Annotated in this window: 7 protein-coding genes; 4 read left to right on the top strand and 3 right to left on the bottom strand. The window is 64.9% G+C overall.

Annotation, left to right across the window (positions count from 1 at the left end; translation table 11 throughout):
• The first annotated feature begins 408 nt into the window (after window positions 1-408).
• Both ACIBG5_RS10720 and ACIBG5_RS10715 read left to right on the top strand, forming a co-directional pair.
• Complete coding sequence (locus ACIBG5_RS10720; RefSeq protein ID WP_396391311.1) at window positions 409-1,236, top strand: CBS domain-containing protein; 828 nt, start codon at window positions 409-411, stop codon at window positions 1,234-1,236.
• Window positions 1,233-2,435 carry a hypothetical protein gene (locus ACIBG5_RS10715; protein ID WP_396391310.1) on the top strand — a complete coding sequence of 401 codons (1,203 nt, stop codon included), beginning with the start codon at window positions 1,233-1,235 and terminating at the stop codon, window positions 2,433-2,435. The genes ACIBG5_RS10720 and ACIBG5_RS10715 overlap by 4 nt, the downstream gene beginning before the upstream one ends.
• Here ACIBG5_RS10715 and ACIBG5_RS10710 read toward each other — a convergent pair.
• Entirely contained in the window at window positions 2,425-5,031 is a 2,607-nt protein-coding gene (locus tag ACIBG5_RS10710; RefSeq protein WP_396391309.1) for a hypothetical protein, read from the bottom strand. The two genes, ACIBG5_RS10715 and ACIBG5_RS10710, sit on opposite strands and share 11 nt — an antisense overlap.
• A 535-nt stretch (window positions 5,032-5,566) precedes the next feature.
• Here ACIBG5_RS10710 and ACIBG5_RS10705 point away from each other — a divergent pair.
• Both ACIBG5_RS10705 and ACIBG5_RS10700 read left to right on the top strand, forming a co-directional pair.
• Window positions 5,567-6,637, top strand: coding sequence for a helix-turn-helix domain-containing protein (locus tag ACIBG5_RS10705; RefSeq protein ID WP_396391308.1), 1,071 nt, complete (start codon window positions 5,567-5,569; stop codon window positions 6,635-6,637).
• Window position 6,638: 1 nt separating this feature from the next.
• A complete protein-coding gene (locus ACIBG5_RS10700; protein ID WP_396391307.1) occupies window positions 6,639-7,763 on the top strand; it encodes a hypothetical protein in 1,125 nt (374 codons plus the stop codon).
• A gap of 576 nt (window positions 7,764-8,339) precedes the next feature.
• Here ACIBG5_RS10700 and ACIBG5_RS10695 read toward each other — a convergent pair.
• Both ACIBG5_RS10695 and mobF read right to left on the bottom strand, forming a co-directional pair.
• The gene (locus ACIBG5_RS10695) at window positions 8,340-8,759 is read right to left on the bottom strand and encodes a hypothetical protein (RefSeq protein ID WP_396391306.1); all 420 of its coding nucleotides are present in this window, start codon (window positions 8,757-8,759) and stop codon (window positions 8,340-8,342) included.
• Window positions 8,760-9,179: 420 nt separating this feature from the next.
• Entirely contained in the window at window positions 9,180-12,791 is a 3,612-nt protein-coding gene (mobF, locus tag ACIBG5_RS10690; protein WP_396391305.1) for a MobF family relaxase, read from the bottom strand.
• Window positions 12,792-12,800 lie beyond the last annotated feature (9 nt).

Here is a 12,800-nt window from a genome sequence, read left to right as displayed (position 1 = left end):
GGGTCGTGCTGAAGGCGGCCTGGCTGGGGGAGATCATGTATCTCTGACGCTTCGAGTGGCGCTCGTCTGGAATTTAGTGTCGTGGACTGACTCGGAGGGCGGTTTGCCTCCGCTGGACCCGGCCGGAGCTCTGCTGGGTCGACGACGATTGCTCGGGGTCGGGAATCTGTAGCCTCGGCCGGCAATGAATGAGTCGTGCGACAGTTGTGGTCGCGAGTCGTCAAGGGTCGGTCTGCGAACTCTATGCGGAGATTGGGGAGCGTGTGGCCAGGGCCGATTCGGCCATCTGGTCGAGGGCGCGGGCTTCGGCAGTTCGGATCAAGCGGTCGGGCGGTTCCTTGCGGGCACGGACCGGATCGGCTGATGTACGCTGTTCAGCCACTGCCAGACGGGTATTGGGGACTGTAGGTGGCTGGGAGAGTTGCTTCGGTCGCGGCCGGCCAGTCCGACGGTCGCACCTACGCATCAGTCGGGTTCGTCCGAATCGCTCAGCTCATACCGGTCGATCAGGAAGTGCTGACGGTGCCCATCGGGACATCCGCCGGGGCGGCGCTCGAGCTGATGGCGGAGCACGAGTTCGATCAACTTCCGGTCGTGAACCGCCGCGGCCGGGTGATTGGGACCTTTACTCATCGGTCGTTCGCGAACCAGCTGAGATTTCTGCGCAGGCAGGACGACCCGCGGATGGCATTTGTCGACGACCTGGTCGAACCTCTGCGGTTCGTGCCTCTCGCCGACAGTCTCCAAGACACCTTGCGTTGGATCGACAAGGACAACGCAGTTCTTGTTGGCGACGAGCAACTCCTCCTCGCCATCGTGACCGCCGCCGACGTCAGCAGGTTCCTCTGGCAGCGGACGCGGCCGTTCGTTCTGGTCCAGGAGATCGAATTGGCGACGCGGGAGCTGATGCGGTCGGCGTGTTCCGGAGCTCAGCTCGCACAGTGTGTGGTCGCGGCCCTTCCCGACGAAGACGGACATAGGTCGTCGGCTCAACTCGACGAGCTGACGATGAGGGAACTTCACTCCGTGCTCCTGAACAAGACCAGCTACGGTCGGCACTTCCGGGGGACCTTCGGCCAGAGTCGCGAACTCGTCCAGAGCACTCTGGAGCCGGTGAGCGAGATCAGGAACAAGATCGTGCACTTTCGCGGGACGGTCTCGGAGGACGAGGTCAACACCTTGCTACGTGCCTCGGCCTGGCTTCGCCACCGGACAATGATTGCGGAGGAGGCATGACGGGGATGTCCCTCGTGGACCTGCACAACAGCGCATACGCCCAACTGATCGATCCGTCGTGCCCGCGGTACGCAGTGATTCAGACGCCGACCGGGACCGGTATCCGACGTGTGCTCGAGACGCTCATCGGCGAAATCGCGACCTCACGGCGGGTACTTGTGCTGACCGAACGCGGCGTCGTGGCCGAGCAATGGCGCCACCGGCTCGAAGCGGACGGCGGTTTCGCTGTCACCCACCTCGCGACCGCTGAGGTCGCGTTGCGCCTCCTGGAAGCGACGCCGGACAAGCAAGGGGCCGGCGAGATCCTGACGTCGACGACCAGCCGTGCGCTCAGGGGCCCGATCGCCCGAGTGCTTGCGGAGCTCGACTTCGGTCTGATCGTTTACGACGACGCGTCGGTCATGACACTGGGCAGTCTGCAGAGCCTCAACGACCGTGCTCAGCGAGTCGTACTCTTGGCATCACATCACACCGCTCCTCCGGGCTGGCCCATCGTCGTCGACGTCCGCCTCCCAGAGCTCGAGGCCGTTCTCGGCCGGAGGCTCTTCGAGCCGGTCCCGTATACCCTCGGCCAGACCGAGAGGGACCTCGAACGCGACGTCGGTCGGCTCCTCTACGATTACGCCGCAGACTTCCCTCAGACGAGGGAGCGCACGCCGCGAAGGGGCCTCGCGGGGCTGCACGAGGTGCTTCTGGATGTCGCCGCTGAACTCCAAGCCGTCCCAGCGTCGAGTGGTTCGGTCGACTCCACATCGCGGCACCTGCTACGTCGCATCTGGCAGCTGGTAGAGCAGGTCGAAGCCGCATCGGTCATCGACGCCCGACTCTCGGCGCTTGACGAGGCGATCGTGATCGAGCTCTCGCGCGGGCAGCGATGCGTGGTCATGGCGGTCGAGGCGGCAGATGTCAGTTATGTCGTCGCGCACCTGGTCGCAGTCGGGCGCGCACCAGTCGCGTCTCTCACCGAGGCGACTGATCTTACCGAGAGGCAAGGCGCGCTCGAGACGCTCGGGCCGGGAGAACTCGTGATCGGAACGGTGGCAGTTGCCTCAGACCTCGATCGTGTCCACGTGCCTTACACGATCATCCTGTGGTCCCAGGCTGCCCTCGTGCATGTGCTCGATCGGCTTGACGGTGGCGACGACGTACGGATCCTGTCACTGGTTGAGGAAGGCGGCAGACCAGCCGTCAGCGACTGACTTTGGAGCGTGCGAGTGTGTCCAGCGCGTGGTCGAGAATTTCGCGGCGTGTCCACAGCCAGCCGTCGTTCGACCTGGGCAGCGATTCAACTCTCTCAGCAACCGCGAGCTGGAAGTCGCACAGCTGGGCGGTGAAGCCGGTTCCTTTGCACTCAGCGCAACGGATGAGCTCGCCCGCGCAGGCCGATCCGCCCAAACAGGCTTGGCACCACACGAGGTCGTCCAGCGCGTCGAGGGAGATGATTTCGGCGAGGGTCGTCGGTCCGGTGCCGCCGTAACCCCACTCGAACTCGCCTCGTGCTCGGGACTCAAGGTCGCGGAGCAGGCGTCGACTGCCGTCCTGCGTATCGACCCGGACCAGCGTTTCGGGCCCTCGCAGACCGGCATAGGACCAATCGACGAATCGAGGACTGTCAAGTGCATCGCGCACCCGCATGGCGAAGGTACCTTCAGGGCGGGGATACGTCGCCTTTCGACGCGTGCTGGCCAGCCAGCGTGAGGCTGCCGCCATTAATTCATCCAGCTTCCTGCTCAGGCGGGGTGGGTGCGGAGCGCCGTCTTCTTCCAGGCGTGACTCATCTACCTCCTCGAGCGTGATGACGAGTTCTTTGCGCCAGCGTGAGAGCAACTCGTGAAGGTGGCGCGCTGGCGCAGGGTCGCCGTCTTGGCGCAAAGAAGCGATGGCATGAGCCCACAGGCTGCTGATGAGAGCGGCTGCATACGTCGGGTCCTTTGGGCCGTGAATGAGGGCAGTTCTCAGCTCGTCTTTGGCCTCGGCGACGAGCTGATCCGGAAGGGGGCGCGTTCGGATGCTCTGTTCGCCGCCGCGCCTGCGCTGAAAGCCCGAGCTGATCCATCCTGCGGCCCTGAGCCGAGCCTTCCAAGCGGCGCTAGCCAATGGGACGGGGTTGCCGTTCGTTGACCATACGAGCGAGACGACGGCGTCGTCGGCGACATCATTGAATCGATCGTCAGCCTGGCATGCGGCCAGGAGCGGATCTAGCTCGGCGATCAGGCCGGCCAGAAGTCTCGACTCGCGGACGCGGTGCGCAGATGTCTGGTCCGGTTGGTGTCTGGTGAGTTGCAGGATCGCCCGCCGGAAGGAAGCCTCAAGGGCAACAGCGGCCTGGATGTCACCGGATGTCGCAGTGGACGTGATGGTGGCCAACAGTCGCCGCCCGGTCAGCAAGGCCCGCCTGTCGAACCCTGCCTCGAAGGCGGCAACCATAAGCGCACCGAGGACCTCGCCAACCGTCTTGACGGGATCGGTGTCCTCGAGGTCACTCGCGTCACGCCATCCGGTCCGGTCGGGCGGCCTGGAGATTCGCGAGCCGGACTCGAACTGCAGGGAGGCCGCGACGCCCTCGAGTGCTTTCTCCACCGTGTCCGTAGCGGTGTAGCGGCCGTCTTGGTACAGCGTTTTCACGAGGTCGCCGATTCGGCGTACATCGTTCGCCAGTGCACTTGGCCCCTGCCAGCCGCCTGGCCAGCGGCTCGCGTCCGGCCGGGGCGAGGCTAGCATCCCGACCAGATCAGCTGTCGTCGTCTCCAGCAGCTCATGTGGGTCGCCCCGTTTCGACCTTTCTGCTTGGTCATCCGCCTTGTGTGCAGCTGAGACGATGTCGTCGACATCGGTGTCCTGCAGCAGGTCCTTGGCCGCCGCCGAGGTGATCTTCTCGACGACTTCGGCTGGTCGGAGTTGTCGACTCCCTGGTCGCGCAGATTGCATCGACTCATAAGTAGGCAGCAGCTCCGTCAGCCGCGCGATCGTCACCTCGGCAAGGCCATCCAGAGCTTCGTTGCCAACGGCGTGATGCCCACCGGCCCGGGCACGTTGGGCGATACCGGTGAGCGCAGCTCGGATCGCGCTGTGTGCAGTGGCGTTGTGTGTGAGGGTGTTCCCGAGCGTCGTGAGTACGGTCACGGTGTCCAATGTGCCTGACGGGTCCGCGCTGCTGTTGGTCGAGATCTGAGCGATTCGACCGATCGCTGCTGCCGTCGTTGCCTGGTGTTCGTTGCTGTGGGCACGTGACGCCAGGAGGAAGGCTGCGGCGGCAAGTGCTCGCCGGCGCTGGGCAGGACCGAGCGCAGCATGACTTCCGAGCTCGATCACGATGTCAGTGCGATCCACAAGATCGCTTCCATTGGTACGACGAGCTCGGCAGGCCGCTCGTACTGCGCGTCGAATGGCGCGATTGACCAGCCACTCCGGCGCTGCTCGTTCCATGCCGATCCACACCATGACCGCCACCAGGATCAGTGACCAGCCGAAAGCGGCGAACGCCCACCGGCTCCATCGAGCGGACGGAGACATCGCTACCCAGAGCGGAGCCGCAACGCCGATACTCACGGTCGTTAGGAGTCCGACCCTCGCAGGAACGTCGAAGATGCCGCGCATGACTCGCCAGGAGAGTGATGCCCGCAGCTGGATCGCGGCCAGCCCGACAGTCAGCAGCAAGGCAATCAGCCCTGCGACGATGGACGCCAGTCCGATCGTGACCTGCGACTGCCAGCCAAGAGCGTCCGGATCGTCCTGCAGGTGGAGCTGCGGCCACCAGACAACGGCAACTGTCCACGCCGTGCCGATCAGCAGCATTGTCACAAGAAGACGAGCACGGGGCGCGTGGACTCGGCGGAGCATGCACCCGAGTATGGCGGTGGGTGTCCTGGATTGCTTCCGCCGGGTTCCGCGGGGGCCGAAGGCGTAGGTTCTCATGAAGCTGCGAGTGGCCGGCGCTGTTTCGCCGGCGGCGAGAGTGGTCGCGGCTGCCGCTGGGGTACGCCGTCGACCTGGTGCAACTGTCGCCGTTGCGTGGGTGGCTCAGACATCGATCATCGTGGGCGGAGAGTTGCCGTTTGTGTTGAGCCTGACGTGGTGGTGACAACGCTCGACGCCGTAGAGCAGCCAGGTGTCCGGACCCAACCTTGATTTTGTGCCGTGTTACGAGGCGCAGTTGGGTGCAGATCGCACGGTGGTGTCCGCGGCTTTGAAGCCGTTGATGTTCTTGGGTGCATCGCCATTTCGATCGCTGAGCATCTACTAACCGACACTCCAGGCCGTCCAATCTATGGTCAGAATATTTTCCTGGTATGATCAGGTCATGTCACACGGATTCTGATCGGAGACCGACATGGCTGGTGGGGTGATGGTGGCACTGGTCCGCGAGGCGAAAGGATGGACGCAGAAGCAGCTTGCGGATGCAGCTGATGTGTCGCAGGGGCACCTGTCCAAGGTCGAGAACGGCCTTGTCGACCTCACAGGAGATCGGCTCGAGCGGGTCGCCGAAGCGCTGGGCTGCCCCGTTGGTCTACTGATCAGTGAGCCTGTGGGCGGGCTTGGGGTGACGTGCCTCCATCACCGGCGGCGACAGTCGACGATGAACGCCGGTGCGGTCAAGCGTGTCGAGGCGATGGCGCACCTGACCCGGCTGACCGTGGATCGCCTGCTCGCGGGGATAGATGTCGTCGTTGAGCGATCCCTCCCCGCGATCGGGTTCGCTGACGCACTGCAGCCGGCCGCAGCAGCTCAGAGCCTGCGGGCGCACTGGAATCTGTCCGGTGACCCCATCCCGAACCTGATCGAGTTGCTCGAAGGTGCCGGAGTTGTGATCGTCGTACGCGCGATCGGAACCAGCAGTCAGGACGCGGTCAGCATGCGACCGGTCGAAGCGGCCGAGGCTCCCCTGATGATCGTCAACGACGGCTTCTCGGCGGACCGGCAACGCTTCACGGTCGCGCACGAACTGGGGCACCTGCTGTTGCACGAGTATCCGGCAGATTCCCAGGAGCAGGAAGCCAACCAGTTCGCGGCGGAGTTGCTGACGCCTGCGGCTGAGCTGCGCCCCGCGCTCGAGGGGCTGCAGACCCGCGACTTCCGTCGCCTGCTCGAGCTCAAGGTGCGTTGGGGGGTCTCCATCGGCATGCTCGTCCAGCGCGCCAAGGATCTCGGGTGCATCAGCGACCGCCAGTTCAAGGAGTTCCGGATCCGCCTGTCACGGATGGGATGGAACCTCAGCGAGCCGGGCGGAGTGGAGCGTGAGACACCGGTGTTGCTGAGGAGAGCGATCCAGGCCCGGCTCGACGGAACCGGCGAGGGTGTCGAGCAGATCGCTGCGCGGGCGTTGATGACTCCTGCCGCGTTCGTTCGCCACTACTACCCGACTGTCGACGAAAGTCGCACCAAGTTGAAGGTGGTGATCTGACATGGAGAACTCCACGCTGATGACGGCCGCGAGCGCCCGGTCGAGAGTTCGGCTGGACGGCCTAGGTGTGCGGCTGTTCGTGCAGGCAGGTCCGGTCCATCAGCCGTGGGTCCTCCGTCTGGCCGGTGCTGATGATCTCGGTGTTGGCCTCGGCGCCGTGTATTCGCTTCAGGGCCCCACCCGCAGGACGATGAAAGACCTGGTCCGTCGGCATGCAGCATCCGGGCTCCAGCTCGCCGATGTGCTGATCGACGCGGGGCGGTACGCGGGAAAGCGGCGCGTGCCCGCCAGTACTCCGCTGGACGCCGATTGGATCAGAGAACAGCATCGGGCGGGCATTCCCTGGGCTCTCACTGATTCCGGATACATCGCCGAGGGTGATGTCGCGGGAATCCGCGACGTCCTCGGATATGGCGCGCGGCTTGGCCCGCAGGTCATCGTGGTCGTCGCGGTCCACAAGAGCTGGTTGACGCAGCGTGCGGCGGCCTTGCGGGATGCGATCGATGCCGCGGGCGTTCCGATCGCACTGATGGTCGAGGACGACAACGATCCGTTCGCTACGCCGGCGGCGGTGAAAGGGCTGATTCACGTCGTCAGCAGCGAGGTCCCGGTTCTCAGCCTGCGGAATGACATCTCAGCCATCGGCGCAGTCGCCTTCGGGGCAGAAGCGGGTGCTGTTGGGGTGACCACCAGCCTTCGGCACTTCTATCCGAACCGGGAAGGGGGCGGTGGGCCGAGACGAGGCCTTCCGGCTGCGGTCGTGCCGCAGGCTCTGTCTTATCGGCAGCTGGACAGGATCGCTGATGCATATCGTAGCGATCCAGGACAGGCGTACTGGCGCTGCCCGTGCAGCCAGTGCATGGGGTACACGCTGAACTGGCTGGCCGGGGAGAAGGACGCGTTCGTCCACTCGTACTTGAGCCTGAGCATCGTCGCCGCCCATGTGCTGGCCTCCCCGGAGCCCGAGGACCAGATGACGTCCTGGATCGAGACGTGCAAGTTCGCGCAGAGCGTGAACTTGGAGATCGAAGGTGAGACCGGTGTGCCGTGGGAGCCGCCCCGCTTCCAGGCTGCCTGGGTTAAGGCATGGACGACCATCAAGTCCAATCAACAGCGCCGGCCCTGATCGCGAGATCGAACAGTTGCTCCTCCCATCGCAACAGCCAAGGATCTCGCTCGGTCGACGCTCCTGGTTTAGCTCCCGCGTGCCCATTGACTAGGACCTCTCCAGCGGCGCCGTCGCTGGAGACGACCGTGTACCCGTAGTAGTCACACCTGGCCGCTGACAGGCTCGATAGCCTGGTCCAGCTCGGAACCGCCGCGATCACTCGCGACCACCCGGCCAATCGTCCCAGCGTGGAACCGACGGACGCTATTCGGTCCATCGTGATGAAGGCACGCATGGTGACGGCTGGTCGTACTTGTTGTACGACAGAAGCGCCACGGGCCAGATCCCGGAGCAACCGGACATCGAGAACCGGTGGCTGCTCTCTCTCCCGACGAGATGCGACGGCGTCGTGGTGGAGCGTGACGACAGGGAAGACCAAGGATCCGTCGTAACGGATCGCGGGCAAGACATGTCCAGCTTGCTGGGTGAGGTCAAGGACAACGGTGGCAACGCTCTCGAGGTCCAGGCCTCGCCAGTAACGGGACAAGCTCTTCGTCGGGCTCGCTTGTAGGAGCGCGTCGGCGAGCTTGGTCGTCATAGCTGCTCCCCGAGAAATGTGTCGATGCCATCAAGACGAGAGAGGTCTGTGCGCATCAGTGCGCCGAGCCCTTCCGCCGGCACGATCCACACCATGCCCGTCGGCCTGGTCGGCTGGATGAAGTACACGTTCGCCAGCGCCTCGACGTCGACTTTAGCGAGCACAGCTTGGGGAATCGACACCTGGCCCACCTCGGTGACCTGGCGTGCGTGACGAAGTACACCGCGCTGTCGGTTGGCCGATTCGAGCCGCATCGCTCGGACGCCGATGAGTCGACGCCGTCGATCGATCACACCAACTTCAACGGTCACACCGGGGTGACAGCCGGCCGCATCCCGGATCGTTCGTGGCAGCGTTACCCGCCGGAACCGAGTGATCGTCCTCGGGCCTATCGGCGCCAGGTTCGCGGCTCGCATAGTGCTAAATCTAGCATTCTCGTTGCACAGAACAATGATCTGTCTCCACCGCGGCTGCTCGCCGACTGGTCTGGCGGTTACCTTCGCAGTCTCTCCAGGCGACGATCGACGGCTTGCCGGGTGCGGTCGTGTGATGACGGTAGGAGACCGGTGTAGAGACGAAGGGTGAAGCTTGGGTCGTGGTGGCCGAGGAATTCGGAGAGTTCCTTGATGTTCACCCCCATCCTGGAGAGTGACGCTGGTGTAGTAGTGGCGCAGGGCGTGCATTCCGGGTGCCAATGCGAGCGCTCGGCATGTTGCTCGCGCTGTACGCTTCTGATCACCACATGGCGATCCGAGATGTCTGTCGAAGGCTCGCCGCATGCAGGAGAGGCATGCTCGTGCGGCTTTTACCTGCGCCTTGAGCCAGTCATGGTGATGTCAGTCTGGTAGCGGTGAGACGGACTGGGTTGGCGCATCCTCGATGCTAGCCTCGTTTGTCAATTGTTCGGGAGGCTGCGCTGACAAGTCGGCCAGCACCTTGTTGATTCGGGAGCGCTGACGGTATCGCTCGCTGGCGTCGGCTGGTGGCGCGTCTCCGAGGATCGAGTCGCCCTGGATCTGGTAGCACTCCCTGTAGGCGGCTATGTCGCGGGAGAGCTCGCGGAGTTTGTGGTCCGGTGTCGTGCTTGCTGTGCGACGCAATTCGCCATACCAGGCGGGTGGATTGGCGAGTAGGTCGTCGCTGAGCATGTTGGCGCGTTCGATGATTTGGGATTCGAGTTCGCGCAGTGGAGCGACGAGTGTGGGGTCGCTGATCTGGGTAGCTGGGGTGATGAGGCCGACGATCTGTACGGGGTGGTGACCTGCCGTGTGTAGTGATCGGGCGGTCAGGCGGTGGACTCTGTGATGGAGGACGGCGGCGACGTCGTTGGCGGATGTGAGCGGTGATTGGTTGGCGGCGCGGTGGAGTAGGTCGGTGGGGTTGAGGCCGGCGACTTCTGCGCGGCGGAGTTCGGCGATGAGGGGACCGTAGGCCGGGGAGGCTTGGAGTGCTGCTTGGTCGGCTGGGTCGAGGCCGGAGATGCTGATGGCGGGTTGGTAGCGCTTCTTGGCGTCGAGTTGGCAGAGGTGTTCGTGGATGGGTACGAGGCGGTCGAGACGCGTTGCGTTGTCGAGTTCTTGGCGCATGACTTCGTGGGCGGATTGTTCGACGCCTGGGTCGTTGAGGACTGCTTCGAGGACGTCTTGCATGGTCTGTTCGGGGTGGGGTTCGTGCAGATCCGAGCTCGTCTGGTGGGTGGCGACGTAGGCGTTGTTGGTGTGGCGGCCGCGGGTCATTCCGACGTACAGCAGGGCTCGGGTGAGGTGGTCGGTGACGATGAGGTGGGCGGTGCCGACGGTGGCGCCTTGGGCTCGGTGGGCTGTGGTGGTGTAGGCGAGTTCGACGGATTCCTGGACGTAGCTGCTGGGCAGGGTGACGGTGTCGCCGGTGGCGTTTTGGACGGTGAGTGAGCCGTCGTGCCAACGGTGGATGACGGTCCAGTGGTCGCCGTTCTTGACGTGGTTGTTGGTTCCGTGGCGGAGGCGGCGGTTGTTGAGGCGGGTGACGATGTGGTCGCCGAGGCCGACGTGGTTGCCGTTGTGGAGTTCGATGCCGTCGGGTTCGACTTCGCCGGTGGTGATGCGGTCGAGGCGGGCGCGGGCGTTGAGGCGGGTGACGGTGGTGTTGTCGGCGGCGATGAGCAGGCTGGTTCGGCCGGTTCGGGTGTCGGCGAGCCAGGCCTTGTAGGCGGCGTCTTCCATCTCTTCTGACGAGCCGGCGGTGAGTCGGTTGTGGTCGTCGTACATGTCGATGGCGGCGATGTCACCTCGCCGGAGCGCGAGGCTTGCGTCGCGTTCCCAGGGGTTGGTGAAGCGCCAGACGTCGGTGAGTTCGGCGGCTTGGGTGTCTTTGGCGATGAGGCGGAAGGCGCCGCCGGTGTCGGCGGCGGAGAGTTGGGCGTCGTCGCCGACTAGGAGGAGTTTGGCGCCGGCGGTGTTGGCGGCGCGGGCGAGAGTGGCCAGTTCCATGGTGCTTGCCATGGAGGCTTCGTCGATGATGACGAGTTGGTTCTTGTGGAAGCTCCATCGATCGTGGTCGGCTCTCAGGGCTGCGAGCTGCCCGATCAATCGCTGATCGCGAAGACGGCGATGAGTTCGGTGGGCGAGGCTGGCGGCGTGTTCGGTCTGCAGGATCTGGTCACGGCGTTGTTCGGCTCCGAGCCCGGCGGATTCGTAGATCCATTTCGCGATGTTCTCAGCAGGGGTGTCGATGGCGTCGGCCAGGACTGTCGAGGCGGCTGACGATGGTGCGAGAGCGATGACAGATCCGTCGCCGTACTCGGCTTCCCAACTGGCGGCGAGGGCGGACAAGAGGCTGGTTTTGCCGGTGCCGGCTGGGCCGATCAGGGCTTCGAGCTTCTGGCCGCTGGTGGCGATCCTGCGGAGTGCGGCGGCCTTGTCGGGGCTGAGACCGGCCGTGTGGATAGTGGCGAGGGCGATGGTGGGTCCGTTGGTGTCGCGAGCCTGGTCGAGCAGGATCGCTTCGGCACCGAGTATGACGGGTGAGGTGTAGATCTGGCCGTTGTGGATGGTGAACACACTCTCGCCGCTGGCGCGGGTGACGGGAATGGTCACCAGGTCGGGTGCGGTGAGGCTGATCGAGTGCTGCTCGGCGCGTTCGACGATCGCCTGCAGCGCGGTGAACCGGTCGTTCGTGGAGACGAAACGGAGCAGCCGGGTTTGGCGTGCGGCCTCGGCGAGGAGGTTCCAGCGCGTCCATGTCGCGCGCTTGGTTTGCAGTGTCAGGACGGCCGCGGCGCCGTACGCCTCGATCGTTTCCGGGCTCAGGTCTGCCGCTGCCAACGGACGCTCGCCGGCTGCGTTGGGAGACCGTTGGATGGCGGCGACGGCGTCATGCCCGATCGCTTGGTCGGCGCGTTTGCGCCACTGCGCCATCAGCACCGCAAGGGGGTGAGCGAGGTGCTTGGATGGGCGGTTCACGAGGGTCGCTTGCTGCCGGAGCGCGTACATTTCGCGGGGGCCGGGCGGGCGGATCTGGTCGATGCGATCGTCGAGAAGGGCGCCGAGGTTGGCCTCGATCTGTGCGGTTCTGGCCGAGAACTCGCGGATCAGTTCGTCGGGAACTGCGTCGATTTCGAACGCCGGATTCCGCCGGGAACCGCGTTCCCGCAGCTCCCAATTCACGCCCAGACGCCTGGTTAGGTGGTCGGCCAGGAGCACGTTGTGGATCTCCGACATCGCCACCGCGGCCCGGTACAGCACCCGCCCATCTAGGGTCCGCCAAGCACCGTCCGGGCCCTGTACGCGGTTCGCTACAACCATGTGGGTGTGCAGTTGGGGATCGCCGCTGCGGCTGTCCCAGTGATCGAACGCCGCCGCGATCAACCCGCGGGTATCCAGCTGCGCGATACCGCCATCGCCGCTCCTGGTGAACGCCGCGTGCTGCTCGATCAGCGACAACACACCGGCGACGGCTTCGTGATGGGCAGCAACGATCTGTTCCTGCGTTCCAACGTCGGCTGTTGCCCACAGCGCCGAGACCGACTTGACCGGAGAGAACGTGAGGTCGAACCCAGCGACCGCCTGCCGCGACTTCTTGCGCATCTCTTCCTGCCGGATCCGCCCGACCGCAGGTTCGCGTTCGGCGTTCGGTAGGGCCGGGTCGAGGTCGCGGATCCGGTCCCGGATGCGCTCCTCCGGACGCTTGAAAACGCGGTACGGCTCGCCGAGTGTCCGGCCGGTGAGCGGATCTTCCGCGCGCCCGAACAGCGCGGCCATCTGCGCCTCGGTCACCTCGCTCCCCGGGACCAACTCGCCATCGCCGAGGCCGCTAAGGCCGTGGCCCATCCAACGGCCAGGCGGGTATCCCGACGCGGTGTAGTACGCCGTCAACGGCGTCGCCATCCGCCGATCGACATCCCCAGCAGCGACATGCCGAAGCAGATACAGGTAACCCTCCCCGGCATTCATCCGGTGGATACTCAGCACGGTCGCCCA

The organism is Kribbella sp. NPDC050241 (genome assembly GCF_044459685.1).
Lineage (GTDB): Bacteria > Actinomycetota > Actinomycetes > Propionibacteriales > Kribbellaceae > Kribbella.
Note: the sequence above shows the minus strand (reverse complement) of the source record. Positions and strands in the feature narration are given on the sequence as shown.